General features: G+C 44.8%; 25 protein-coding genes and 1 tRNA gene. 4 read left to right on the top strand and 22 right to left on the bottom strand.

What is annotated here, in order from left to right; all coding sequences use genetic code 11:
- Positions 1-46: 46 nt before the first annotated feature.
- From ACQRBN_RS12905 to ACQRBN_RS12840, 14 genes are all read right to left on the bottom strand, one after another.
- Positions 47-283: a DUF3343 domain-containing protein gene (locus ACQRBN_RS12905; protein WP_427739410.1), complete on the bottom strand. Its 237-nt coding sequence runs from the start codon at positions 281-283 to the stop codon at positions 47-49.
- Positions 284-285: 2 nt separating this feature from the next.
- Entirely contained in the window at positions 286-489 is a 204-nt protein-coding gene (locus ACQRBN_RS12900) for a sulfurtransferase TusA family protein (protein WP_427739409.1), read from the bottom strand.
- A gap of 57 nt (positions 490-546) precedes the next feature.
- Entirely contained in the window at positions 547-1,644 is a 1,098-nt protein-coding gene (gene yedE / locus ACQRBN_RS12895) for a YedE family putative selenium transporter (protein ID WP_427739408.1), read from the bottom strand.
- A gap of 54 nt (positions 1,645-1,698) precedes the next feature.
- The gene (locus ACQRBN_RS12890; protein WP_427739430.1) at positions 1,699-2,838 is read right to left on the bottom strand and encodes an aminotransferase class V-fold PLP-dependent enzyme; all 1,140 of its coding nucleotides are present in this window, start codon (positions 2,836-2,838) and stop codon (positions 1,699-1,701) included.
- Between the two features lie 247 nt (positions 2,839-3,085).
- Positions 3,086-3,997, bottom strand: coding sequence for a selenium metabolism-associated LysR family transcriptional regulator (locus ACQRBN_RS12885; RefSeq protein ID WP_427739407.1), 912 nt, complete (start codon positions 3,995-3,997; stop codon positions 3,086-3,088).
- On the bottom strand, positions 3,997-5,910 hold the full coding sequence (gene selB / locus ACQRBN_RS12880) for a selenocysteine-specific translation elongation factor (RefSeq protein WP_427739406.1): 1,914 nt from the start codon (positions 5,908-5,910) through the stop codon (positions 3,997-3,999). Before selB ends, ACQRBN_RS12885 begins: the two co-directional genes overlap by 1 nt.
- Positions 5,911-5,921: 11 nt before the next feature.
- Positions 5,922-7,349: an L-seryl-tRNA(Sec) selenium transferase gene (gene selA / locus ACQRBN_RS12875; protein WP_427739405.1), complete on the bottom strand. Its 1,428-nt coding sequence runs from the start codon at positions 7,347-7,349 to the stop codon at positions 5,922-5,924.
- 67 nt (positions 7,350-7,416) lie between these two features.
- Positions 7,417-8,457 carry a selenide, water dikinase SelD gene (selD, locus tag ACQRBN_RS12870; protein WP_427739404.1) on the bottom strand — a complete coding sequence of 347 codons (1,041 nt, stop codon included), beginning with the start codon at positions 8,455-8,457 and terminating at the stop codon, positions 7,417-7,419.
- A 100-nt stretch (positions 8,458-8,557) separates the two neighbouring features.
- Positions 8,558-9,163, bottom strand: coding sequence for a sulfurtransferase-like selenium metabolism protein YedF (gene yedF / locus ACQRBN_RS12865; RefSeq protein ID WP_427739403.1), 606 nt, complete (start codon positions 9,161-9,163; stop codon positions 8,558-8,560).
- Between the two features lie 127 nt (positions 9,164-9,290).
- Positions 9,291-9,947: a PHP domain-containing protein gene (locus ACQRBN_RS12860; RefSeq protein WP_427739402.1), complete on the bottom strand. Its 657-nt coding sequence runs from the start codon at positions 9,945-9,947 to the stop codon at positions 9,291-9,293.
- Positions 9,948-10,125: 178 nt separating this feature from the next.
- Complete coding sequence (locus ACQRBN_RS12855) at positions 10,126-11,013, bottom strand: YitT family protein (protein ID WP_427739401.1); 888 nt, start codon at positions 11,011-11,013, stop codon at positions 10,126-10,128.
- Between the two features lie 218 nt (positions 11,014-11,231).
- Positions 11,232-11,942, bottom strand: coding sequence for a GTP pyrophosphokinase (locus ACQRBN_RS12850; protein WP_427739400.1), 711 nt, complete (start codon positions 11,940-11,942; stop codon positions 11,232-11,234).
- 120 nt (positions 11,943-12,062) lie between these two features.
- Positions 12,063-12,587: a cob(I)yrinic acid a,c-diamide adenosyltransferase gene (locus ACQRBN_RS12845; RefSeq protein ID WP_427739399.1), complete on the bottom strand. Its 525-nt coding sequence runs from the start codon at positions 12,585-12,587 to the stop codon at positions 12,063-12,065.
- Positions 12,588-12,727: 140 nt separating this feature from the next.
- Complete coding sequence (locus ACQRBN_RS12840; protein ID WP_427739397.1) at positions 12,728-13,792, bottom strand: PTS transporter subunit IIC; 1,065 nt, start codon at positions 13,790-13,792, stop codon at positions 12,728-12,730.
- 364 nt (positions 13,793-14,156) lie between these two features.
- Between ACQRBN_RS12840 and ACQRBN_RS12835 the strand changes: the two genes are divergently transcribed.
- Positions 14,157-14,420: a hypothetical protein gene (locus ACQRBN_RS12835; RefSeq protein WP_427739396.1), complete on the top strand. Its 264-nt coding sequence runs from the start codon at positions 14,157-14,159 to the stop codon at positions 14,418-14,420.
- A 51-nt stretch (positions 14,421-14,471) separates the two neighbouring features.
- Here the strand turns inward: ACQRBN_RS12835 and ACQRBN_RS12830 are convergent, their stop codons facing one another.
- The 3 genes from ACQRBN_RS12830 to ACQRBN_RS12820 are packed head-to-tail and all read right to left on the bottom strand — an operon-like array spanning position 14,472 to position 18,064.
- Complete coding sequence (locus ACQRBN_RS12830; RefSeq protein ID WP_427739395.1) at positions 14,472-15,875, bottom strand: ABC transporter permease; 1,404 nt, start codon at positions 15,873-15,875, stop codon at positions 14,472-14,474.
- Positions 15,841-17,349: a COG1361 S-layer family protein gene (locus ACQRBN_RS12825; protein ID WP_427739394.1), complete on the bottom strand. Its 1,509-nt coding sequence runs from the start codon at positions 17,347-17,349 to the stop codon at positions 15,841-15,843. Before ACQRBN_RS12825 ends, ACQRBN_RS12830 begins: the two co-directional genes overlap by 35 nt.
- A 4-nt stretch (positions 17,350-17,353) precedes the next feature.
- Entirely contained in the window at positions 17,354-18,064 is a 711-nt protein-coding gene (locus tag ACQRBN_RS12820) for an ABC transporter ATP-binding protein (RefSeq protein WP_427739392.1), read from the bottom strand.
- A gap of 132 nt (positions 18,065-18,196) precedes the next feature.
- Here ACQRBN_RS12820 and ACQRBN_RS12815 point away from each other — a divergent pair.
- A tRNA-Gly gene (locus ACQRBN_RS12815) sits at positions 18,197-18,267 on the top strand.
- A gap of 644 nt (positions 18,268-18,911) precedes the next feature.
- Here the strand turns inward: ACQRBN_RS12815 and ACQRBN_RS12810 are convergent.
- Positions 18,912-20,078 (bottom strand): MFS transporter, encoded by a 1,167-nt coding sequence (locus tag ACQRBN_RS12810; RefSeq protein WP_427739391.1) that lies wholly within the window; start codon positions 20,076-20,078, stop codon positions 18,912-18,914.
- 236 nt (positions 20,079-20,314) lie between these two features.
- On the opposite strand from ACQRBN_RS12810, the gene ACQRBN_RS12805 reads away from it, so the two are divergent.
- The gene (locus ACQRBN_RS12805) at positions 20,315-21,262 is read left to right on the top strand and encodes an AraC family transcriptional regulator (RefSeq protein ID WP_427739390.1); all 948 of its coding nucleotides are present in this window, start codon (positions 20,315-20,317) and stop codon (positions 21,260-21,262) included.
- 47 nt (positions 21,263-21,309) lie between these two features.
- Positions 21,310-21,609, top strand: a complete 300-nt coding sequence (locus ACQRBN_RS12800; protein WP_427739389.1) for a GNAT family acetyltransferase — start codon at positions 21,310-21,312, stop codon at positions 21,607-21,609.
- Between the two features lie 34 nt (positions 21,610-21,643).
- On the opposite strand, the gene ACQRBN_RS12795 is transcribed toward ACQRBN_RS12800, so the two are convergent.
- The 4 genes from ACQRBN_RS12795 to ACQRBN_RS12780 form a co-directional block, all read right to left on the bottom strand.
- A complete protein-coding gene (locus ACQRBN_RS12795) occupies positions 21,644-23,284 on the bottom strand; it encodes a Na/Pi cotransporter family protein (protein ID WP_427739388.1) in 1,641 nt (546 codons plus the stop codon).
- A 280-nt stretch (positions 23,285-23,564) separates the two neighbouring features.
- A complete protein-coding gene (gene spoVAE / locus ACQRBN_RS12790) occupies positions 23,565-23,921 on the bottom strand; it encodes a stage V sporulation protein AE (protein WP_427739387.1) in 357 nt (118 codons plus the stop codon).
- A gap of 99 nt (positions 23,922-24,020) precedes the next feature.
- Complete coding sequence (locus tag ACQRBN_RS12785) at positions 24,021-25,025, bottom strand: stage V sporulation protein AD (protein ID WP_427739386.1); 1,005 nt, start codon at positions 25,023-25,025, stop codon at positions 24,021-24,023.
- Positions 25,026-25,071: 46 nt separating this feature from the next.
- Positions 25,072-25,530 carry a SpoVA/SpoVAEb family sporulation membrane protein gene (locus ACQRBN_RS12780; protein ID WP_427739385.1) on the bottom strand — a complete coding sequence of 153 codons (459 nt, stop codon included), beginning with the start codon at positions 25,528-25,530 and terminating at the stop codon, positions 25,072-25,074.
- Between the last annotated feature and the right edge of the window lie 77 nt (positions 25,531-25,607).

Below are 25,607 nucleotides of genomic sequence, written 5' to 3'. Positions count from 1 at the left end.
AGGTACGTTTGAACCAAACAGTACCTGTCTTTTCTAGTCTCAGAACTTATACCATGCATTCATGCATGTCTTCTTCCTCTATCCCAGCCGCCTTCATCATCGAAGCAATCTGCTCTCTGTCTCCAAGATCAGCGCACCAGGATAAGCCACATCCCGCGGATATTGCTCTTGGAACGGGAATAATCCGCCCCGGCACATTATTCTCTTTACATGCCTTCTCCATAGCCATAGCATCCGCTGTTGTATGGAATGTTACCACTAATTTTAGTTCTTTCTTTCTCATGTCTACTCAATCACCACTTCAAAATATCCGTCTTTCTCTGTAGAAGTTGGTTTCCTGCCATGATCCTTAGCGTATTTTTCTACATTCATCTTCTGATGAGGCTCTGTAACCAGGATCTTCACTGCTTCCTTTGCACCCTTCAGGGCTTCTGCTGTCAGCATCAATGGTTCTGGGCAAGAAAGACCTCTTGCATCTACTTCTTTCATATTATTACCTTCTTTCCTAGAATACTATGTATGAATTCATATTTCAATACTATTTTATTATTTTGCCTCGTCCCTCTTATTCGTGAACGCTATAATGAAGCATACAACAATACAGATAATACATGCTACTTTTCCATTAAAAGGAACTGCTCCTGCTACGATTTCTTTTGTTTCTGCATTCATTGCTGTTCCACTTGCAGCCAGTCCAAAGTTATGGCAAAGCGCTGCTCCTACGAACATACCCATTACTGTAACCGCAGAATCAGAAGAGCCCTGTCCTGCCAGGATCAACTGACGAAGCGGGCATCCACCTGCTAATGTAGCCGCAAATCCTACTGTGTACATACCAAGAATGTTCCACAGATGCTCAGAGTGAGCAATCACTCCAGGAGTATCGAATCCAAGCACAAAACGTCCCGTAGCAACGTTGAAGATCAGCATTACAACGAATAATCCGGCAATTACGCTGAACAAGTCAAAGTTCTTCATTAAGATAATGTCACGAATGCTTCCTGCAAAGCACATTCTGGACTTCTGAGCAAATGCTCCGAAGATCAGGCCACCGATCAGTGATGCAATGATTGGCGCATGCAGACTTCCCGGACCCGCCTCACTTGCTTTCAGAAGAGATGTGCATAATGCAAGGATCAGGATTCCAAGCATCAGTACCGGAAGCACTGCTCCACTCTCTTTATTAGCCATACGTGCTCTTCCAAGGCTGAAGCCTTGCTTAAGTGCGAATACGCCAGTTGCAACACCAAGGATGAAGCCGATCAATGCAACCCATGCATTCAGGTCACCTGCTGACATACGGATTACCATACGGAGCGGGCATCCCAGGAATACCAGAGAGCCGATTACAATGATCATACCCAATACGAAACGAATCATCGGAGATGATCCTGCCGTAGAACGGTATTCCTTCGTTGCTACTGAGATAATAAATGCTCCAATTACCAGACCGATAATCTCTGGTCTTGCATACTGTACTACTTCTGCCTGATGCATTCCCAATGCACCTGCCGTATCACGGATAAAGCACGCAATACAGAATGCCATATTAGCCGGATTGCCGAGGTATGCCAGACATGCCGCTACAAGTCCACACACTACGCCAGCCAATGCTAGTTTTTTCTTTGAATCAGATAAATTCATAGTTAGTTCCTCCTTCTCGTACCTCTCATTTTCTTTAGAACCAGTGCAGGTCTGTTATTCATCCTGCGACAATTCCCGGATCGCCTCAATAGCGGTATCCACCTCTTCATCTGTGTTATAATGTGAGAAGCTGAATCTCACAGCCCCTTGTTCCACCGTTCCCAGCGCCTCGTGCATAAGCGGTGCACAATGCCCTCCCGGTCTCGTTGAAATACTGTATTCTGTAAGAAGCTCATCACTCACTTCTGAAGAATCATAATCCCCAATATTCAGCGTCACAATCGCGCAACGCTCCTTCGTGTCGAAATCTCCATATACCTTGACATTCGGTATATCCTTCACACCCTCGTAGAATCTCCACATCAGTTCCTGTTCTCTCTTGCGGATGGCATCAATCCCTTCCTCCTCTAGATACTTAAGAGCCGCATGAAGTCCTGCAATTCCATGCCCGTTCAAAGTTCCTGCTTCCAGCGCAGTCGGCATCTCCTCCGGCTGTGTCTTACTATATGTCTTAACGCCTGTCCCACCAGATTTGAGCGGGCGTATCTTTAGCCCTTCTCTTACATACATACCGCCGGTTCCCTGTGGTCCCAACAGACCTTTATGCCCGGTAAAGCACAATATGTCTATCTTCATCTCCTGCACATGAATCGGAAACACGCCTGCCGTCTGTGATGCGTCTACCACAAACAGTATCCCCCGTTCACGTGCCAGTTCACCGATCGGTTTCAGATCAATATAATTTCCCGTCAGGTTCGATCCATTCGTACAGATAATCATCTTCGTATCCTGACTAATGGCCGCCTCTATATCCGCAATATCAAGGGTTCCCTTTTCATTGCTCTTAACAATCGTAAGCCTGACGCCCTTCTTCTCCATCTCATAGAGTGGTCTCAGTACCGAATTATGCTCCAGCATGGTCGTAATCACATGATCTCCCGGTTCAAGCAGACCTTTAATTGCTATATTAAGGCTCTCAGTAGAATTATTCGTAAATACGACCTGTTTAGGGCTTGTACCGCCAAAAAAGCGGCATAGCATATCTCTCGTATCATAGATAATCCTTGATGCACTTAAAGACGCATCGTTGGCACCTCGTCCCGCATTCCCCATGGAACCCATCGCTTTTACCACCGCATCTATTACTGCCGGCGGCTTATGCATAGTCGTTGCCGCATTGTCCAAATATATCATTGTATCTTTCATCCTTTCGTCTTCTTTTCCTATATCTCTTCCCAATTCACCGGGATTTTATCTTCGTCCTAAAAATGTCATTACATATATCTATTAGTATATGCCGTTTTTGTGGTTTCGTCTAATCGAATTCCCAAATATAAAAGCGCCATTTATAGGTGCCGTCTATAAATAACGCTTTTATATACCTTATCACGCGGAGCGTGCCAACCCAAAGGGTATGTATTACGGGATTCTCAAACGAGTATTATTTTTTAATCTCATACACTTCTTTTACTACCTTGATAAAACGTTCTGCAGAACGGGACATCTGGTAATTCTTATTGTACACCAGATTAATATCTCTTCCTTGATCAGACTTCGGAATCGGAAATGACAGCACATATCCTTCCCTTGCCTCATCTTCTGTTGCAAGTTTGGACAAGATAGAGATTCCCATTCCCTGACGCACAGACTTCTTAATCGTCTCCTGATTCTCTATACTTGCAATCACATCCAGATCACTCGGATTGATTCCAGCCTGTTTTAACTGTTTCTTGGCTTCTTTTCGTGTACCGGAACCTTCCTCTCGCATAATCACGTGTTCCTCAAGTATCCAGTCCACATCATCCGGATGCTCTCTTTTGATTCTACGGTATTTCTCCGTATTCGGAGTGATGATTACCAGTTCATCTTTATAAAACGGTATGTATTTGCAATGCTTTTTCTCCAATACGGTTCCTGTAAATCCCACATCCACCATGTGATCCACAATCTGCATGACAACCTTCGCACTGTCCGTCTCCAGAATCTTAATCTGTTCGTCCGGATACCTTTCATTAAAACGCATCAACACCTTCGGAAGCAGGTACTGAGCCGGTATCGTAGATGCCGCTATTGTAATGCAATGCTTGTCTGCCCCTTCTTCACCTCCGAAACGTTCATCGATCTTCTTCTCAAGATCTATCATCTGCCTGGCATATCTATACAAATCCTTGCCGTCATTCGAGAGGCTTACTTCTTTGGTATTCCTCACGAACAGCCTGACATTCAGTTCCTTCTCCAGAGATGAGATATGCGCACTGATTGTGGGCTGCGTAAGGAACAACTCTTTTGCCGCTTTTGAAAAGCTGCCGCCCTCTGCCACTTGAACGAAGGCTTCTAATTGTTTCAAATTCATTAGTATGCTAACCTTTCACTTTCTGCTCCTGTTTTCTTAGTTACTTTTATGCTATCCATGTATTCCAGTATTGGTTTTGCACTTTTTCTGCTTGTCTCGAACAGATCCCTTACCTGAGCGATCGTAATTACCGGATCACTTTTCAGTCTTTCCTGTATCAGAGTCTTCGCCTGATCCATATACTCTTTCAAAGTATACATATCATCCGTCACTTTCACGATTCTCAGTTCTTCCAGATGAATATTCAGGATGTCATCCACAATATCCTTCGGCACTCCTTTGAAATCAATCTCAGAATAGCGCACAAAATCATACTTTGCTTTTGTAAGTATTTCTATTAAAATCTTAGACACCTTGTCATATACCGCATCTTTTCTGACTTCATAGTCCGGTGTACACAAGAATTCGTCCACTCGCTTCAAGCACTCCGTATCAGCCAGCATCTCCAGGATCTTATCGAACACATTCGGTTTGACTTTCTGGAAATAAGTAACATGCACCTCAGCTTTCTTCATGCCATAGCGATATGGGTATTTTTCTTCATAGGCTCTCAGTGCCTTAACCAGCACCTGCTCGGCAGTCCTCTTGCTGTCTGCATGCCATACATACGTATCTTTACGCATAGGAAATACATACACCAGTCCCTGGCTTTGCAGTTCTCTTATGTCTTTCTCTACTTCTTCCTGTGAAAGCGCCGTAAGTTTCGCCAGTTCTGCCAGTGTGATCAGTGTATCTCCGTGCCCTTTTACATGCATCTCAATTACATCCGCCGTTGAGCCTGACTCTTTTCTTTTTAATTCTTCTATTACATCTTGTTGGAAACGCCTCTTGATTCCCGGATTCGGCTCTAATACCACACCGCCTCCAATGGTCTCCATCGGCGAATAAAAACGCACTACGAATTTATCGCCGCGTCTTACTGCGATCTCTTCTTCCAGACGCAGCTGCACATAGCCGCTCTCGCCTGGTCCGATCTCTTCTTTATCCAGCAGAACTGCTCTGCACAAGATCTCGCTGGTTCCTGTAAAAAGATGCAGCCGCATATGATTCGTCAACACGCGTATCGACGAATCCAGGATCTCCAGTTTTACATCCAAAAGGTCGGTATTCTTCATACTATTCTTCGGAGCAAGTACGCACCCTCTTGCGATCTCTCTTTTCTTAACGTTAGACAGATTGATTGCAACACGCTGCCCCGCGTAACATTCGCTCTTATCTTCCCCATGAACCTGAATACTGCGTATCTTACATTCTTTACCGATCGGATACATCTCCAGCGTATCTTCTTTCGAGATTGTACCTGACACCAGTGTTCCTGTAATGATTGTCCCAAATCCAGATAATGTAAATGCACGGTCAATCGGAAGTCTCGGAATCGTCTGCGTATCCTTCGCCAGCACTTCATCCCTGGTCATATGGGCAATGGTATCGATCAATACATCTACTCCTTCCCCTGTTGCCGCTGATACTTTTACAACCGGGGCATTCATAAGGAAAGTTCCTTCCAGTTCCTCTTTGATCTCTTCTTCTACCAGTTCCAGCCATTCTTCATCTACCAGATCGCATTTATTCAATACAATAATGCTCTTCTCGATTCCCAGAAGATTCAGAATATCCATATGTTCTCTTGTCTGCGGCATAATGCCTTCATCAGCAGCAATTACCAGCAGCACCAGATCCATCCCGACTACTCCAGCCACCATATTATTAATGAACCGTTCATGTCCCGGCACATCAATAATTCCGGCACGGTCTCCTCCCGGAAGGTCGAAATATGTGAATCCGAGATCAATCGTGATTCCTCTTCTCTGCTCTTCTTCCCAACGATCAGTATTCCTTCCCGTGAGCGCCTTAATCAGTGTTGTCTTACCATGATCAATATGGCCTGCTGTACCTATAATTATATTCTTCATATTACATGCTCCTAACGTTCTGCAATCAGACTGATCTCTTCCAGTACATCCAGTTCTTTTAACTGGCTTATCATAAGCCGGAACACTTTCTTGTCCATGGTACGGACATCCAGAAGGATTGTGTCGTTGACCGTCCTTGGTATGATTGGAACCGGAAGGTGCCGCATACGTTCCTCAAGTTCCGGCACACTGATCTTCTCTGGTCGAATCGTCACCGCCATGCTTGGAATCCGCTCAAGAGGAAGCGATCCCCCTCCGATCTGCGACTCACATGCCTGCAATTCAATCTTCGCCGGAAGCCCTGCGCGTTTTAACATACGGCTTAATGTCCGGGCGTCGTTCGTTACTTCTTCTAATGACTTAGTAATCATGCGAAGAACTGGGATATTCTGTATCGCCTTTTCCTCGGACAGATATTCCTGCAGAACCAGTTCCAGCGTTGCAGCCGTGAATTTGTCAATCCTGAGTGCTCTGGTCAACTGATTCTTCTTCATCTTATCTATATATTTTTTCTTACCTATAATAATTCCTGCCTGCGGTCCTCCCAGCAGTTTGTCGCCGCTGAAACACACAACATCGGCTCCTTTGGCTATGGACTCCTGTACCGTTGGCTCATATGTGATACCGTATTTGCTCAAATCAATCAGAACACCGCTTCCAAGATCTTCTATCACTGGAAGATCATGCTCCTTCGCCAGCGGGATTAATTCATCTATGCCTACCGTATCCGTAAATCCTACGATTCTGTAGTTACTTGTATGAACTTTCAGAAGCGCTTTCGTCTTTTCTGTGATCGCATCCACGTAATCATCATAATGGGTCTTGTTCGTGGTTCCCACTTCTACCAGAGTGGCGCCGCTTTGTTCCATTACATCCGGAATGCGGAACTTGCCGCCAATCTCCACCAGTTCTCCACGAGAGACAACCACTTCTCCCCCTTTTGCCAGGGAACTTAAGACCAGCATCACTGCTGCCGCATTATTATTCACTGCCATGGCAGCCTCTGCGCCAGTAAGTTTACACAGTAGTTTTTCAAAATGAGCATAACGCTCGCCTCTTCTTCCCGCTTCCAGATTATACTCCAGATTCGAATATCCGGTAGCCAGTGCCGCTACTCGTTCCATATGCTTCCAGCCAATGGGGGCGCGCCCCAGATTGGTGTGCAGAATCGTTCCGGTTCCATTAATCACCATCTTCATATTCGGCGTGTGCATAGCAGCAACCGTTAATTCGATATGCTCTTTTAGAAGTGCAATCTGAGCCTTCGCTTTTTCTTCCTCTTCACATTGGCCGATAAATTTCCGCAGTTTATCCATCTCTATATGGATGGCTTCCATAACGCTGTCTCTGCTGTATTGTTCAATCATCCCTTTAACAGCCTCGTCTTCCAGCAATACATCTACTTTGGGAATACTGCGATATAATAGATTCTTATTCATCGTCTTGTTTCCTTTTATCTCTTTCCTAACTTTCCTATACTGAATTGCTATGTCAAATCATCTTGCCTTAGAATAAGCGGATTAATTTGTCGCTTTTTGCCGCCACTTTTCCGATAATTGAAACGGCGGTATCCATACCTGCCTGTCTGAAATCACGCAGCATATCCTGAAGGTATTCCGGCGACACGCTGATCAGCAATCCTCCGGAGGTCTGCGGATCATAGAGAAGATCTAAGTAATGCTCTTCTATAGAACCCGTCTCTACCTGTCCAATCGAATACCCGCGGTTCTTGTATGCCCCGGCAGGAACCAGTCCCATCTTGGCATAATCTATCGCATCTGCAAAATACGCAATGTCTCTTACATTAATCTCGAATGTCACCTCACTGGCGGACGCCATCTCGACACAATGTCCGAGAAGCCCGAATCCAGTAATATCCGTGCAGGCAGATACATCGTATTTCTCTACCACCTGCTTGCCCTTCTTATTGAGAGATGCCATAACGATCTGCGCTTCCCGGATCGCGGATGGCGAAGCCATCTCAGCTTTAATCGCCGTATTCACCACACCGCTTCCAATCTGCTTTGTCAGAACCAGAATATCTCCCGGTCTGCAGCCATAATTCTTAAATATCTTATCAGGATGTACGAATCCGGATACGCATAATCCGTATTTTGGCTCATCGTCCTGTACGGAATGCCCTCCCACCAGTACTGCTCCTGCTTCTTTCACTTTATCTGCGCCACCTGCTAAGATGTCGCCCAATATCGCCGGATCCAGACAATTCGGGAACCCGACTATGTTAAGTGCTACTGCCGGCTCGCCTCCCATGGCCCATACGTCACTTAAGGAGTTCGCCGCCGCAATCTGTCCAAACATATAAGGATCGTCTACAATCGGAGTGAAGAAATCTACCGTCTGGATCATTGCAATCTCATCAGTAACTTTGTAAATGGCTGCATCATCGGATGTTTCAATACCTACTATTAAATTATCATCGTGGAACTTCGGCAACTTACTCAGAACCTGAGCAAGGGTCTCCGGACCAATCTTAGCCGCTCATCCTGCAGTCTTGCTTAATTGCGTTAATCTGACATCTGATTTCATCTTAATATTTCCTCCTACATATAACATACTTACATAACATACTCAAAGGCCAGATTCCTGATGTTCCAGGAGTCCGGCCTCCTTAATACACATAATGGTATTATGGCTTAATAATCTTGCCTGCTTTTGCCATTGTCTCTACAATGCTGTACATATTCGTTACGGAACCAACTGCCAGTTTCTCTTTTAATCCATAGTAATCCAGACAGGTTCCGCAGGTCATGATCTCAACTCCCTGAGCCTCCAGTGACTTCAGATCCTGAAGTGAATCTGAACCTTCTGCTGTCAGCGTTGCACCACCATTATAGAACAACATAGTCTTCGGTAATGTATCGAGCTGTGTAACTGCGAATATAAAGCCCTTGATTAATACTTTACCCAGTTCGTCATTTCCTATACCCATGCGGTCAGAAGAGATTACAACGACTGTGTTATCTCTTGCATCTGGTATACAGGTTGCTTCTTCCGGTGCTTCTTCCTTCGGAGCGCCTTCCATCTGAATTGTAATCTTGAATTCAGCATCCCCCAATTTTGCAGATGAAACCTGTCCACCTGCACTTGCTGCCATCTTCGATACGTTCTGAACTGCGATCTCGTTATCTACCAGAACCTCAATTGTCTCCGGGCTTGTAAGTGCCTGCATTGCCTTTTTGGTCTTAATAACCGGGATTGGGCAATTATCCCCCATTGCGTTGACTGTAATCATAATGATTCCACCTTTCTTTGTCGCTTCATTTACCTTCAACACTTATAGATACATTCTATCATTGATTGTACAAAAGGTAAATGAAAATTTGTATTATTATGTAAAAGTTTAAGGAAAAAGCAGATCTTTAGAATACCCGGACCTGCCCTTTCTCATACTTTTCAACCTCTATGATACGGTAGGCTCCATCTGCATAATGCGCGGGCTTCATCTCGCCTTTTTTGAATGCAGCCAGGAACTCTTCCATGGTACGAACCTCCTCCGGGAAATATGTCGCACATACTCCTACCTTCTCCGGGACATGACAATCACTGGAGCCGAGTGTGAAAAGCCCCAGTTCTATCGCATACCTTGCCGCTTTTCTGCACGCTTCCTCAGACGTGCTTCCATTCAGGACTTCTAAACCATCCAGTCCCTTCACTGTGCGAAGATTCTCTTCCAGCCCCCGATTATTATTTCGAAAAGGATGTGCTGCAAAGCATACGCCGCCCTGGGCTTTTACCAGGTCGATAAAATCCTGTGCCGGTATCCTCTCCTTCGGATATTCATCAATACCGAACGCCACAATATCTCCCTGCAGAGAAAAGAACTCGATTCCGACAAAGACAGGAAAACCCGTTCTTCCGGAATATTCTTCCGCGTATTCTTTCAATCCCATGCTGTCATGATCTGTAATGCAGATAGCACCAAGACCTTTTTCCTTCGCAATCTGTACCATCTCGTCTAATTTTAAAAAACTGTCCTTTGAATATGTCATCTCGTGCATATGTGTGTCTATAAACATGTCTTAGCCTCCACCATTCTGTGTTTCCCTTGCTGTTATCCTTATCTCTTATTATATGGGTCTTAATGCGAGGCTTCAAATAGAGTTTTTTGATATACGTGTTAATATATAGATAGTTTCTATGAATTTTCAAAAAGGGACAGGGCAAATTGCAATTTCCCCCGTCCCCAATTCAAACCTACAGACGTTTCTCGAAGTTACCTTCTACGGAACATCCTTCTGTAAATATCATAAATGCATGTGGATCGATGCTATGGACAATCTGTTTGATCTGCCCTACTTCATACTTCGATATCATAACGAATAATATATAAGAAGTCTTATTCGTATATGCCCCTTCTCCATCCCAGTTCGTGACGCCTCGTCCGGTCTGTTCCATGATTGCCTTGGATATGCCTTGTTTCTTAGTGAATATCATAACGCTGGTATTAATATTCTGGATATGTACACGGTCAATTGCAAGTGCACTTACGGTTGCAAATATCAGGGAATAGATCACAATCTCTATATTGAACAGAAACAGACAGATTCCATATACGAATATATTCATAATAATGTTGATCTTCCCTACGCTAAAATTCGGATACTTCTTAGCACAGCACAAGCCTATGATATCCTGCCCGCCGCCGGAACTTCTTCCACGCAGCACAAGACCCGTTCCTGTTCCGGCTACAATTCCACCGATGATACAGGCAGTCAGATAATCCTCGATAATCGGCGCAGCGGGAATCGGCACCATGACAAGGAACAAACTCTGAATTCCTACTGTAAGCAGTGTCTTTATCGCGAATCCCTTTCCCATAATCCTAAGTCCCATATAGAACAGCGGAATATTAACAATAAAATAAATTAGACCTGCCAGATCCACGCCTGCAGGCACAGGTACATGCAGCACGCTTACTATCAGAGTTCTTGACAACTGGGCAATACCCATGAAGCCCCCACTGTATAGCCCCATCGGTATGATAATTAAGTTAACACCCAACGCATACACAAGACTCCCGCCCACGGCATAGATCACCTGTATAAACTGTTCTCTTTTCTTGGCATCCATTTTTACGCTCATCTTCTGCACTCTCTCCTTTTCACACTGTTATGCCATATATTGTTGTTATCTATACATACATTTTATCTATCTATTAATAGACATCACTCATTCTAGCATCAGCCTTATGGATTTACAATGATAATCTAAAATATAACGAACCTTTCGGAAGTTAACCTGCAGAACCTGCCACCGGCAGTTCCCTCCGGATGTTTTGGCAACAAAAAAAGAGCCTGAGATCAACTCAGGCTCGACAGCACTTCTTCATTCTGCTGATTCGCATCTTTCCTCTTCGTACTTTTTCTTAACTCTTCTTGTTCTTTCAAACATTGCAGAATCGCCTCATTCAGCGACAGCATCTTCTCATCCAGCGTAGATACCATCTCTGCACATTCTCGTAATTCTCGGCTGATGTACTCCGGCGCATTTCCTTCGAACTTATAATAGATCTTATGCTCAAGGCTTGCCCAGAAATCCATCGCTATCGTCCGTATCTGTATCTCAACTTTCGTATCCACCACACTGTCTGATAAGAAGATCGGTACGGATACCAGCATATGATAACTCTTATATCCGCTTTCCTTCGGATTCTTGATATAATCCTTAATTGACAATACTTTTAGATCGCTTTGATTCCCTATCATCTCCGCCAGTTTGTATATGTCCGACGTAAAAGAACAGATGAGTCTTACGCCGGCAATGTCATTGACGTATTTGACCATGTTCTCAATAGATATCTCGTATCCGTATTTTCTTAACTTCTTAACAATACTCTCAGGTGTCTTAACTCTTGTCTTAATATGCTCAATCGGATTGTGCTGATGCACATGCTGAAATTCATCATTCAAGATCGACAGTTTCGTCCCGACTTCCTTGATTGCTGAATTATACAGAAACATGATCGTCTTCCAGCTATCCACATCCTCATAATTCTTGATTGCATTTACCATATAGTATCTCTCCTCTCATACCGAAGAGTTAATTACGTACTGGTAATAGTATAGCATATGAAATATCGTGTGTCATGGATTTCACAATTATTTAAGAAAGAGATTATATTTGCAAACAGCCTAGTATTCAATACCTTCCCTCGCCATCTTGCCAAGATCATAAGGGTGCTTTATCTTTCTCATCTCCGTCACATAATCGGCTATTTCAAGAAGATCGTCAGATACCTGATGCCCCGTAAGGACAACCTCCAGACCTCGTGGCTTATGCTTAAGAAAACTAATCAGTTTCTCCTTGCTTAACACCTGAAGCTGTACTGCACAGATCGCCTCATCCAGCACCAGCATGTCAAACGGCGCACAGAACTTTACAATCTCATCCAGTGCCTTATTATTATAATGGCGAAGTTCTGCTCGTTCATCTCCATTCATCCTGCTCACGAACTTCACCGGCTCTCTGCCAGGAAGACAGGTAACGTTGGAGAGGGATTCTAATATCTTGCGCTCATTCGAAGAATTATCCTTCAAGAACTGGAAAACAAGCACACGGAAACCATAACCTGCTGCTCGGATTGCCTGACCCATCGCAGCCGTCGTCTTCCCCTTGCCATCTCCATAGTAGATATGTATCCGCCCTGTATCCATCATAACTGTCATCCCTCTTTCGTCCGTAATCGTTATTACTATTATAGCCGTAAGCCGGGAAATTGTATAGCAAAGATTTGATCTTATATCGCATCTTATGGCGTATCTTATACGCCTCCCCTATGCTACACCCATGTCACATACTACAGTTCCAACTTCATATCACCGAACTTAATCCAGCCTTTCTTCCGCATGAATTCTGAGATTCCAAGTGTTACAACCGCCGGCAGTATCACCTGGATCACCAGAATCTTAATCAATACAACTGCCGCCGGCTCCGTCTCTATCATCACCTGCCAGGTCATGATCTGTCCCACCAGTCCGGCTGTTCCCATGCCTGAACCAGTTGCGTTACTCGTCATATGTAATATCATCGTTCCAACCGGTCCCAGGATCGCACTGGACAGTATCACCGGAAGCCAGATGATTGGTTTCTTTACGATATTCGGCACCTGAAGCATAGACGTCCCGATTCCCTGCGCCAGTAATCCTCCGATTTTATTCTCACGATAACTTGCAACTGCGAAGCCCACCATATTGCAGCAACAGCCAACCGTTGCCGCACCTGCCGCAAGCCCTGACAGATTCAGGATAATACCCAGTGCTGCCGAACTGATTGGAAGTGTCAGAATCATTCCCATCAGAACAGATACCACGATTCCCATCAGGAATGGCTGCTGTTCCGTTCCCCAGTTGATCAGAGATCCCAGCCATGCCATGAAGCCGGAGATCGGAGGTCCTAATAAAAGCCCGACTGCTGCTCCTGTTCCAATTGATACAATCGGTGTCACCAGGATATCTACTTTTGTCTTTCCTGACACCAGATGCCCGCATACAATGCCTACATATGCCGCAATGAACGCCCCCAACGGCTCCCCTGGTCCTGCATATACCATAGCGCCATCCACCAGTACCGCGCCTGCCAGCAATTTGCTTGCAAATGCACCGATCATTCCTGCTGTTGCCGCAGATACCACAACCAATGGTGACTCTTTGAACTTATAGGCGACTGCCACGCCGATACCTGCGCCGGTCAGGGATGCCGCCACCTTGCCGATAACGAACAGCATATCTCCAGCCGTTCCTCCAAGCAGCGTACCAATCTGCTGTATGATCGTACCAATAATCAGTGTTGCGAACAGCCCCTGTGCCATCGCGCTTAAGCCTTCTATGAATATTTTGTCTAATGCTTTTTTTAACTTTTCCATGTCCCTCTCCTCACTCTTCGTATCTTTAATCCTTCTCTCTTAGCCCTTTTCTTTCTTCGTCGATCTCTGCCGTTCTTTCTGCCGGCATTTGTAATTACAACTGTCTTGTCACTTGGCAGTTTATCATACTCACACTCTGAAGTCAAATCCCCCGCCCCAGGGGTATTTGACTCTCGCGTCAGTCTCCAAATGTGCATGCCCATTTGGCTCGTTGCTCGCGGAAATCAAGAAAATCACGCCGCATAACGTCATACGCTCCCTGATTCCATTTGAAATCATGAAACTTAAGTTACAAGCATACTTTACACATTCTATAAAAATGGATATACTTTTAATTATTCACAAGAAAAGCGAGGTATAAGATATGTTTCGATTATGGGGAAAAGAATTCAAGGATAACAGAATGATCCGGGATACCGTCATCTGCGATGAGACGGACGATACCCGGACCCATAAGATATTTAACGCACTGGATGCCATATGCTATGAATTCGATCTGAGCAAGCCAATCTGGCTGGACTCAACGATTGAAGAATTCAAACGCCATGACAAAACACGGTTTACACAAGATAATTTTGTGGACTCCATCGACTTTGATTACCTGGAGATTCATATTATCGAAGAGTGATCTGACGGTTCTCCCACATTCCCTGCCGGTTGCCGCCAGACGCTCTTACTCTTACTCATTTCGGATCGCCGCAAGCGGGCTTAACTTCATGGCTCGCAGCGCCGGGAAATATCCGGCAGTAACACCCACTAATACAGCGAAGCCCATAGACAGCAGTACCAGCCACATTGGTATATAGGAGATATTGCCATCAAAGCCCATCGCAGCCCCATGACCAGTGAGGAAATTAATCACGGCTGACATAAGGAAACTTAGGATATTGCCTACAAATCCGCCAATCAGTCCTATGAATGCGGCTTCCAAAAGGAACATCTGCTTAATATTCTTAAGGCTGCATCCTAATACCTTGATGACTCCAATCTCTTTGGTTCTTTCGTAGATTGACATCATCATGGTATTCGCAATTCCGATTGCGGCCACCAGAAGGGATACCGCTCCGATTCCGCCGAGCACCGCCTGAACAATCGCGAACTGGCTCTTCATGCTGTCCAGATATTCTGCATTCGTCTCTACATTATATCCCATACCCCGGATTGCATTAGCCACCGCATCTACATTATCGATATCATCCACCCGGATCTGTGCAGAGGAATAGTAGAATTCCTTATACGGTTTTCCGGACTTCGTGGAAGGCTGCCCGGGTATGACTCTGCCGGAAAATTCCTTTTTTAAAATCTGTTTCAAAGTGCTAAGATCACAATAGATGCTGTAGTAATTCGCATTATATTCCTCCGGTCCACCTTCTACTACTCCACTGGCTCTCACTACATGCTTCTGAACCCTTTTCGGCGCAGCCTGCTGTGTATCACCACTTCCAGATGCCGTATCTCCAAAATCATTTCCCTGGCTATTATAATAAGTATCCTGATCCAGTATCAAGAACATAGAATCTTTCGCAAGGTTAATATCCGGGAGTTCTCCCGTCTCATAGTATCCCTTTCCGGTTCCCTTTTCGTTGAACATCGTAATGATTCCATTGCCATACACCAATTCCAACTGACTGCTGTTCGTCTTCGGAAGTGTTCCCTCTCCCAGCGGAATATTCTTCGCCTGCAGCCCCTCTGGGGTCATTGCAACCAATTGTCCCCAGCCTTCATAGGCACCTTTTAGCATAATAACCGACATCTCATATACCGGGGACGCTGTGCTTACATGATCCAGATCAGCAAGCTGCTTGATTGCCTTATCGTCAATGTACTTGGTTGATGCTTCCTCGTCACTGCCCGAATAGCCATACATAGAGTCTCCCGCCTGCGCTCCGGTTACTTTGATGGTTGTAAGTCCTCCAGACTGCTCCACTTCGCGATACAAGGACTCCTGCATCCCAAGCCCTAGGGAAATCATAACGACGATGGATGCTGTACCGATGACAACTCCAAGGACGGTCAGGAAAGTTCTAAGTTTTCTTCTCTTCAGATTACTACTGCTCATCCTCAGAAGGTCTATCCAGTTCATCCAGCAATCCCTCCTCTTCATTTAACATCTGCTTTTTCTTCTTTTTCTTTAAAATGATTACTACTACGGCAATGATTGCGATTACCACGACTGCAATTACCACTGGAAGGACCGGGAAACCGTTTTGCTCCTCCGGCATCATATCCGTAACCGGCATCTCATCTTCCATGTTCTCCATGACCTCTAACTGTAGTTCTTTCTCTGTCTCAGACACTTTGCCAGACTCATCTTCATAACTTACGGTCATCTTAACCTTCGCCGGTCCTTCTGTTGCTTTCTTTCCTTCCAGCATAGCATCGATAGACGCACTCGCGCCAGATTCCACGTTGCCTACGAATACTTCTTCTTTCTCAATACAAGTTCCCTCGAACGTTGCCTTTACATTATATAACTTGATTCTTCCCAGATTGTACAGGTTGCACATAACATTCGCTTCATCTCCAACCGCAATACTCTCCGGGCTGATCTCGAATTCACTGAATTCGAACCTGGCATCCTGCTTTACCGGAATAGAGATGCTGGATGACGCCTCAATCTGGGCTGCGTTAGAGTCTTCGTATTTCATGCTTAAGTCAACACTGTATGGCTTCTGAAGCAGGTCTGCCTTTGCGTTCAGCTGAATGGATATATCTGCTGTTCCATTCGCTTTGATTCCTTCCAAATAAATAGAACTGGAACCGGATGCCGGTAAGAACGCCGGTGCCATCGTCTGCTCATCTGACCCTTCTGTCGGAGCACTTAAGTCAAACAGCATATTGCTGACTCTTGTAGACTTTGAAGTATTCTTCAGATGAATGGTTAATGTAAAATTGCTTCCTGCGCGTACTTCTGCCGGATCTGTGGTAAATCCTGTGACGATGACTCTTGGCACGGAAGCTGATCCCTCGGAGCCGCCGCCACTGTAAGATGCGCCGCCATTGCTGAAGCCGCCTGCGTCTGCTAACATTGTATCTGCGCCGCTGATAGCACCTGCATCGCCTGTGTCATTACCTGATGAAGACTGATTGCCTTTATTGTCCTCTGGCTTGGCGGTTGTATTAGCATATAAATTCTGAGACGCTATAACCTCGCCACCGACAAATATCTTAAACTGAATATTATATCTAGATGTTGGAACATCTTCCCTCTGGATGAATTCAAATTCAACCTCTTGCGTTCCGTTAGGTCCTATAGACTGAAGTTCTTTCTGATAATGCTGAAATTCCGTCTTAAATGGCCAGACATCATTACTATCTCCCAACTCCGGTGCCAATACCGCTCCACTTAACGTTCCAGGTCCATCATTATGTATGCTTAATTTCCATGTCTGTTTTTGTCCTGCGTGAAATATAGGTGCCTTATTTCCTTCTGATGTAATCGTAACCTTAACGCTCTCCGAATCCGGTTCTTCCGCCTTAATGCTGATTGGATGCATAGTTACTGCCAATAATGCAGCCATGCATACTCCTGTCAATATCTTCTGGAATGTGTTCATGTTCTTAATCCTCCCTCTCTGATTTCTTACGGTTATCTTCTATCTTAAGAATCTTCCCATCCCTGATATGGAAGACCCGGTCTGCATAGGTTGCCAGATGCGCGTCATGGGTTACCATTACCAGCGTCTTCTTCTGTTCTCTTACCACCTGCTGCATCAACTCCATGACTTCTTCGGAAGTATGGGAATCCAGATTCCCCGTTGGCTCATCTGCGAATATAATCTTCGGATCCACCACCAGCGCCCTTGCAACTCCTACTCTCTGCTGCTGTCCGCCGGACATCTGGTTCGGAAGATGCTTCTTATGTTTCGCAAGTTTCACAAGATCTAGCATCTTATCGGCTTTCTTCAAACGGATGTCTTTAGGGACTCCTCTAAAACTTAACGGCAGCGCCACATTCTCTAATGCATTCAATGTCCCCAGCAGATGGAATGACTGAAAGATGAATCCGACATTCTCCCGCCGAAACCGTACCAACTGCTCCTCGTTCATCTTCTCAATATGCTGGTCAGCAATAACTACGCTGCCCTTCGTGGGCTTCTCCAGCCCCGCAAGCATATTCAGAAGCGTGGATTTTCCTGAGCCTGATGTTCCTACAATGGCACAGAATTCTCCTTCATAGATGTTAAAATCCACTCCATCCAGCGCCCGGACGACTTCATCGCCTACACGGTACAATTTATAAAGATCTTTTACTTCTATTACTTTGTCCATAGACCCCTCCTATCATATCTTTTTCTATCATAGCGCATAAATCCAAATACTTTCCATAGAATTTCTGAAGTATTTCTTAAGATTGCAAAATATTTGCATTTTTCAGGACAAAGTATTATAATATGGTTGTGTGCAGATATAGTTCATCGGTAGAATGCTAGCTTCCCAAGCTGGAGAGGCGGGTTCGATTCCCGTTATCTGCTTAGAAAAGGCTAAGAAAACGAACTCGTATTCTTAGCCTTTATTGATACTTAAATGATACTATTTTCTTCACTGATCTCCTCACTCAGTTCAAGAGAATCCCGGCACCTCGCCTCACTCAATTTCAATTTGCAATAATATCATTTCGTAATATCGTCAAGTGGATATTGCAAAAAAACTTGACCCCTTGCGCATTGATAATAGTATACTTGATAAGGCAGTCGGGGGACGTGCTCTCACCCGTTCCGAGTCTTGCGGAGGGTGGTGATTATTATGAGTACATATGAGGAATTTATGATTATTTTGACAGCATGCATATTACTTGTAGCAATTCTGGAATATATACAGCATAAGAAATAGCCGTCCTGCTCTCGCGAAAGTTGGAACGGCTACTCTTATAGTTTAATTCAATTATTTGCCGGGTCGGGTGACTGGCACTCACCTTCCGACTGTCTTGTTAAGTATATTATAGTCAATTGTTCGTAAATATGTCAACAACAAAATAACAACATATCTTCTAATCATTTCCATACAGCCCATTTTTCTCTTTTTGGGAAAAATTTCAGGGGCGATGTGACTCGTATGAATCACATCGCCCACTGTTTTGGACTATCTATTTCCCGACAGCCCCCTCTTCTATCTGTTACTATATTGATTTTCTCATCTTCATAAGATTTGCCATTACGCCTGCTGCAACCAGACAATACACCGCATTCATCATCATTCCTGCCTTAAGCCCCATTACATCATTCACGATTCCAATCAGCCAAGGACCTATCATACCGCCAATTCCCCCACACGCCAGGAAAAGCCCCAGCACTGTGCCTGATTTTTTTAACGCCACCTCTGACATTACTGCTGTCGCGGTCGGAAATACTATGGAATAGAAGAAACCTGTCAATGCCAGGATGACAGCCATCCGGGATGTTCCAAACGTCCCCAATACAATGCAGACTGCCGCAAGGCTTAAGAAGATTAACAGGCTCCTCATATGCCCGATCCGGTCTACGAAGAGACTTCCTAATAATCTGCCAATCGTCATGCCGATAAAAAGTCCGGACAGGTACAGGGAACTCGTCATAACGGGAAGTTGTTTGTCATTCTGCAAAAAGTCTACCATCCACGTTGCCATGCCTATTTCCGCAGCCACATAGGAGAATACAACAAGATACATCAACAGCATCTCTTTTTTGGCAATTACCTGTATCATCTCTTTTATGTTAATCTTTTCAGACTGTTCTTCGCCCTTTTTCCTTCCAGGATATCTCATGATTATAAAATAAATTGTAACAGGTACGATGACCAGAAGACTATACCGGTAGAAACTTCTCCATGATCCTCCATTTCCCAGATAATACCCTGCCAGCATCGGTGTGATGACTGCGCCAATTCCGTAAAATGCGTTTAGAAGATTCAGATATCTGCCCTTCTTCTGATGATATAATTCTGATATGATGTTGCTTCCGCTCAGTTCCAGCGAGCCTAATCCCAGACCAATGAAAAAGATAAATGAAGATAACAGGATCATATCCGAGGATGCAGCATATCCTGTCACTCCGAATATCAGACATCCTCCCGCCAGAATCAGTGTAGATTTCTTGCCAAGGATATCCGCTATCACTCCTGCCAAAAATGTTGCCAGAAAGAATCCGGCGTATTCACTCAATACAATCATGCCGCCCGCAGAATACGCATAGCCGGTTTCTGACAGAATGACCGGGACGGTCGGACCTTTTATATTATCTACCAGTCCAAATAAAACGTAACTTAAAAAGCATCCAATTGTAATAATCCATCTTTGCCGCTGACTCATATCTATCTGTTCCTCCTTTTATAATCCTGCATCTTCACAGCAGGGGGGTTCTATCAGAATTCAATTGCAATTATGATTGTCATCTGCTCTGATCTTCGATATAATAATAGCATCACATCTGATGAATTCTGCTTATTATAGAGCCAAAAACTATAAAAATAATGCCAATTATGTAATTCGTACTCTATACAATCACGGCATAGCATTTAACATTCAACTGACAGGAGTACTCCAGCATGAATAAAAAGATTACGCCAGTTATCGTAGATCAGAACCTTCTGGAACAGATTCCTTACCAGAATGACTCTCTTCCAGTATCTGAATATCACGATTATTTTGATAATTTTATTAATGGAGAATTCAATTATCATTGGCATGATGATTTTGAATTCGGTATCGTTTTAAAAGGCAGCCTGGAATATACATTCCACCAGGCACACCAGAAGCGTCCGCCTCAGATTCTGAATGAGGGCGAAGGCGTTTTCGTCAATACGCAGGCACTGCACACCGCAAGGCAGCTTAAGTCGGGTACGATTATGTATGGCATTACACTTCCGGTGAATTTCTTCGGTCTGCAATTATCTGGTATTCTTCATCAGAAATATGTCCTGCCAGTCATTCATCATGCAGTGCCCGGATTATTCCTGATGCCGGATCGAACAGAAGACCGTGTGATTCTGAATACTTTGCGGGATCTTTATGCGTTATCACCAGATTCTGCAGACTATGAATTACTCTGTCTTGAATATCTGTGTCGGATATGGCGCAATCTGCTGCCAGGGCTATCGCAGATCCCTGGTCCTGTGAAGATTCACAAAAGCGAATTGGTCCGCGAGGAACGGCTTCGTCTTATGATTGCTTATATTCATACACATTACTCACAGGATATCACGATTCAGGATATCGCAGACTCTGCCTGCATCGGGAAAAGCGAATGTTTTCGATGCTTCCGGGTAATTGCCGGCAAGACTCCAATGGATTATCTTGTGGAATATCGCTTGTCGAAAGCCAGCCAGCTACTAGAATATACAGATGGTTCTGTCTTTGATATCTGCTTCTCCTGCGGCTTTAACAGTCCCAGTTATTTTAGCAAATTATTCAAAGATCATTTCGGCATATCACCCAGCCAATTTCGAAAATATTCCCGGCGGACTGTTAAAGAAGGGGAAAGTCTGCTATTATAAGAGATAATTGATGGAATACGAAATTATTTTCACCCGGAGGCATTACTATGATTAACACGATTGGATTATCTACAAAGGCATTAAAAAAAGAACCTTTTTCAGGTTCCCACTGTGGCATGCGTTATTATCTGGCTGCAGCCGGAGATATACTGTCGGTCTATATCTATCCGGAGCCATGGTGTTTTGAAGCGACGCCAGAAGACCAGAAAGAGAAAAAAGAATTTCCATTTACCCAGGAGGGGCTGGATGCGGCAATCGACTGGATGAATGACCGTTTCTTATCACAGCGCGAAAAATGGGAGCAGATTGACACGGACAAGATGCGAATCTTCCTTGGTCTGTCTTAGTTTCGCATCTCCGGCTTCACTGCTCCCTCTCCTTCTAATTAATTCTATTTAACACTTCTTCTGCAATATTTCGTGCATGGTCAGATACACGTTCCAGACATACCAGGGTATCCAGGAATACAATTCCCGCCTCTGCCGAACACTGGTTCGCTGCCAGTCGTTTCATGTGCTGGCTTCGCATTGTAATCTCCAGATCATCTGCCTGGGTTTCTTTCTCAATAACTTTCAACGCTTTCTCTTTGCTCTGCTCTACGAATGCTTCGTATGCATATCTGTAACTGTCTACGCACACTTCAAACATTTCCTTCAACTGCTGTGTTCCCAACTCAGTGAAAGAAGCCTTCTTCTCATATAATGTCTCCGCGAATTCGGAGATGTTTTCACAATAGTCACTGATACGCTCGATATCGGATACCATCTGAAGAAGATGAGCTACATCCTGATGCTCTTGCTCGCTGATGCGCAGAGAACCAAGTTTGACTGCATAATTCGTAATTCCTGCGCTAAGTTTATCTACTGTATCCTCTTCTTCTTTCAGCATCGTAATGTCTTCTTCTTTCAGTGTAAACAGTACATCTTTGGCTACCACTAATGACTCTTCAACGATCTTACCCATACGGGCTACTTCTTTGACGGTTGACTGCAACGCAATACCTGGTGTCTGCAGCATACGTTCATCCAGAAGGACGATGCTCTTATCCTGTTCTCCTTCTTCCACGCGGCCAATCTTCTTCGCCAGTTTGATGATCCAGTTAGATAACGGGAAGAGAAGTACGGTTGTTCCGATGTTGAATACTGTGTGTACTGAACTGATCTGGGTCTGGGTAATCATACCAGTTCCCATAATCGGATTGATCATCTCAAAATAAACGATAGCAAATACACTGAATATGACGGTTCCGATTATGTTAAACAACAAGTGCATCAGAGCCGCTGTCTTCGCATTCTTCTTCGCACCGAGACTGGAGAGGATTGCTGTAACACAGGTACCGATATTCTGTCCCATGATAATGTATACCGCTGCGCTGAATGGCACCAGCCCTGCTGCCGCAAGACTCTGAAGGATACCAACAGATGCAGAAGAACTCTGGATAATGGCTGTTACAAGCGCACCTGCCAAAATGCCCAGAAGCGGTGTATTCCCCAGTGTTACGAAGATACTGCAGAATGCTTCGCTGTCCTGTAATGGCGCTACCGCAGAAGACATCGTTGTAATACCGATAAAGAGAAGTCCGAATCCGATGATGATACCTGCAACATCTTTTGCAGAACGTCTCTTGCCGGTCAGCATGACAATCACACCGAGCATTACTGCAATCGGCGCTAATTTGGCAGGGCTTAGGAATTCTGCCCATTCTACCGCGGATACCAGCCATCCGGTTACGGTGGTACCGATGTTCGCACCCATGATGACTCCCATGGCCTGGGTCAGATTCATAATGCCCGCATTAACGAAACCGACTACCATGACGGTTGTGGCGGATGAACTCTGGATAACGGCGGTAATCGCCGCTCCTAAGAGTACTCCCATTAACTTGTTCCTCGTCAGGACTTCTAACAGCGACTTCATCTTATTGCCCGCTGCATTCTCGAGACCCTGCGCCATAATCTGCATACCATAGATGAACATTCCGAGTCCACCGACAAATGGTATGACGATATCTAAGTAATTCATTGATTTCCTCCTAAGTGTATAATTAAATTCATCTTTTTTACAATATCATTTATATATATAGAAAACAACAAATTTTTCTATTTTCTTAATATTTCTTGTAACAGTTCAGCCATAAGCCGGATTGTGGGCGAATCATGCTTGCATGAATGAACACACAATCCGGCTTATGAGCAGAGCGCCATTTTATGAGCAAAAAGACCTGCGTAGCAGCGGAGAAGCATCGCAGATGCGTTTTGCGAATGGCGCAGGCTGAACTGTTACTATTTCTTTCACTTAGGATTTACTTCTTCATCTTAGGGTCGAAGATGAGTGATGCCAGATAACTGAATACCAATGCCGCAGAGATTCCTACTGCGCTGGCTTTAAAGCCGCCTAAGAATATGCCGATGAAGCCTTCCTTGTCTACGGCTTCTTTGACACCTTTCCACAAAAGATTGCCAAATCCCAGAAGCGGAACGCTTGCGCCGGCGCCGGCGAATTCCTGGAACGGCTGGTAGATCTGGATGGCGCCTAGTACGGCTCCGGTGCATACCAGAAGCACCATGACCCTGCCGGGCATTAGTTTTGTTCTGTCTAGTAATATCTGTACGGCGGCACAGATGAGACCGCCAATCCAAAATGCGTTGATGTAATCCATGTTATCCTCCTCCTTTGGGGACGGGGGAAATTGCAATTTCCCCCGTCCCCAATTAAATTTGCCCTGTCCCTTTTTCGATTTGCCCTGTCCCCAATGAAATTAGCAATGTTCTAACACGATTCCATGTGCAATCCCCGGAACGCTTGCTCCTTCGTTATAACTTACGGTAGACATCAAGGCTCCGGTCGGAACAAAAAGGACTCTCTGCCACTCGCCCCGCTCAAGTTTTGGCAGAATGTATGCAGACAACGTGGTCGCTGCACAGCCACATCCACTTCCGCCTGCATGTGTATCCTGCAGCTGCTGGTCAAAGATGGTCATTCCGCAATCCATATGGTTCTTCTTAATATCGTATTCTTTCCCGCGCATGAGATCGAAGAGAATACTCTGACCGACGTATCCTAGGTCTCCGGTTATAATTCTGTTATAATCCTCCGGAACCCGGTCGAAATCTTTCAGATTCCTTATGATGGTATCGCAGGCAGCTGGAGCCATACATGCTCCCATATTCTGCGAATCTTTCAATCCGTAATCCACAATTTTCCCTACCGTTACTCCCGTTATCCTCACATGGCTTCGTTTCTTCCCTACCAGAAATGCCCCACTTCCGGTCACTGTCCACTGTGCGGACAATGGTCTCTGGTTCGCATAACCAAGTGGAAAACGGAATTCTTTTTCCGCACTTCCGAAATGGCTCGATGTTACGGCAAGCATATATTCTCCATAGCCTGCCGCCACGCTCATGGATGCCAGTGCAAGTGCCTCTCCCGATGTCGAACAGGCTCCGAATAAGCCGAACATAGGGATTCCTAATTCTTCCACGCCAAGGGAAGTCGCCACGCCCTGCCTTAACAAATCTCCGCCAAAAAGATATCTTATATCTTCCGGTGCCAGGTGTGCTTTCCCGATTGCCAGTAGGCAAGCCTCCTTTTGCATGGCACTTTCCGCCTCTTCCCATGTATTTTCGCCAAACAGATCCTCCTCTTCCACCATGTCGAACATCTTGCCCAGAGGTCCTTCGCCTTCTTTCTTCCCGACAACGGACGCGCTGCTGATTAAGTACGGCGACTGTTCGAATGCAATACTTTGTATTCCTTTTACCATATATCTCTACTCACTTTCTTATTTCTCTATTGTGCAATTGCTCTAATTACACGATTCCGCTGATTTTCAATATCCAGTAACCCAGACCAAGAACCCAACTGGTGAAGATTCCATACAGAATCACCGGACCTGCAATGGTGAATATCTTGCAGCCGATTCCCATTACCTGACCTTCCTTTTTGTATTCAATTGCCGGTGCTGCGACCGAATTGGCAAATCCAGTGATTGGTACCAGCGCGCCGGCGCCGCCCCATTTGGCAATCTGCGGATAGATGCCAAATCCTGTCAGGACTACACTAAGAAGTACCAGCAGCATCGATGTCCAACTTCCGCTGATGTCTTTACTAAGCCCCATCTTCTCACAGTAGTTCAGGATGGCTTGTCCGATTGTACAGATGATTCCACCTACTACAAATGCTTTTGCCATATTCGCCGGAAGATTGTGAACCGGGGTTTTCTGCTTTACATAATTTTCATATGCCTGTTGTTGTTTTTTCTTATCCATTTTTATTTACTCCTCATATAAAAAATCAAAAGGGGACACGGCAAATCCAAAAAGGGACACGGCAAATCCAAAAAGGG

The organism is Bariatricus sp. SGI.154 (assembly GCF_050313795.1).
GTDB lineage: Bacteria > Bacillota > Clostridia > Lachnospirales > Lachnospiraceae > CAMBRQ01.
Note: the sequence above shows the minus strand (reverse complement) of the source record. Positions and strands in the feature narration are given on the sequence as shown.

Coding starts and splice junctions, on each gene's coding strand:
- ACQRBN_RS12905 (WP_427739410.1), bottom strand. CDS start 283: ATGAGAAAGAAAGAACTAAAATTAGTGGTAACATTCCATACAACAGCG.
- ACQRBN_RS12900 (WP_427739409.1), bottom strand. CDS start 489: ATGAAAGAAGTAGATGCAAGAGGTCTTTCTTGCCCAGAACCATTGATG.
- yedE (WP_427739408.1), bottom strand. CDS start 1,644: ATGAATTTATCTGATTCAAAGAAAAAACTAGCATTGGCTGGCGTAGTG.
- ACQRBN_RS12890 (WP_427739430.1), bottom strand. CDS start 2,838: ATGATATATTTGGACAATGCGGCAACGACTATGCATAAGCCGCCGGCA.
- ACQRBN_RS12885 (WP_427739407.1), bottom strand. CDS start 3,997: ATGAATTTGAAACAATTAGAAGCCTTCGTTCAAGTGGCAGAGGGCGGC.
- selB (WP_427739406.1), bottom strand. CDS start 5,910: ATGAAGAATATAATTATAGGTACAGCAGGCCATATTGATCATGGTAAG.
- selA (WP_427739405.1), bottom strand. CDS start 7,349: ATGAATAAGAATCTATTATATCGCAGTATTCCCAAAGTAGATGTATTG.
- yedF (WP_427739403.1), bottom strand. CDS start 9,163: ATGATTACAGTCAACGCAATGGGGGATAATTGCCCAATCCCGGTTATT.
- ACQRBN_RS12860 (WP_427739402.1), bottom strand. CDS start 9,947: ATGTTTATAGACACACATATGCACGAGATGACATATTCAAAGGACAGT.
- ACQRBN_RS12855 (WP_427739401.1), bottom strand. CDS start 11,013: ATGAGCGTAAAAATGGATGCCAAGAAAAGAGAACAGTTTATACAGGTG.
- ACQRBN_RS12850 (WP_427739400.1), bottom strand. CDS start 11,942: ATGGTAAATGCAATCAAGAATTATGAGGATGTGGATAGCTGGAAGACG.
- ACQRBN_RS12845 (WP_427739399.1), bottom strand. CDS start 12,587: ATGATGGATACAGGGCGGATACATATCTACTATGGAGATGGCAAGGGG.
- ACQRBN_RS12840 (WP_427739397.1), bottom strand. CDS start 13,792: ATGGAAAAGTTAAAAAAAGCATTAGACAAAATATTCATAGAAGGCTTA.
- ACQRBN_RS12835 (WP_427739396.1), top strand. CDS start 14,157: ATGTTTCGATTATGGGGAAAAGAATTCAAGGATAACAGAATGATCCGG.
- ACQRBN_RS12830 (WP_427739395.1), bottom strand. CDS start 15,875: ATGAACTGGATAGACCTTCTGAGGATGAGCAGTAGTAATCTGAAGAGA.
- ACQRBN_RS12825 (WP_427739394.1), bottom strand. CDS start 17,349: ATGAACACATTCCAGAAGATATTGACAGGAGTATGCATGGCTGCATTA.
- ACQRBN_RS12820 (WP_427739392.1), bottom strand. CDS start 18,064: ATGGACAAAGTAATAGAAGTAAAAGATCTTTATAAATTGTACCGTGTA.
- ACQRBN_RS12810 (WP_427739391.1), bottom strand. CDS start 20,078: ATGAGTCAGCGGCAAAGATGGATTATTACAATTGGATGCTTTTTAAGT.
- ACQRBN_RS12805 (WP_427739390.1), top strand. CDS start 20,315: ATGAATAAAAAGATTACGCCAGTTATCGTAGATCAGAACCTTCTGGAA.
- ACQRBN_RS12800 (WP_427739389.1), top strand. CDS start 21,310: ATGATTAACACGATTGGATTATCTACAAAGGCATTAAAAAAAGAACCT.
- ACQRBN_RS12795 (WP_427739388.1), bottom strand. CDS start 23,284: ATGAATTACTTAGATATCGTCATACCATTTGTCGGTGGACTCGGAATG.
- spoVAE (WP_427739387.1), bottom strand. CDS start 23,921: ATGGATTACATCAACGCATTTTGGATTGGCGGTCTCATCTGTGCCGCC.
- ACQRBN_RS12785 (WP_427739386.1), bottom strand. CDS start 25,025: ATGGTAAAAGGAATACAAAGTATTGCATTCGAACAGTCGCCGTACTTA.
- ACQRBN_RS12780 (WP_427739385.1), bottom strand. CDS start 25,530: ATGGATAAGAAAAAACAACAACAGGCATATGAAAATTATGTAAAGCAG.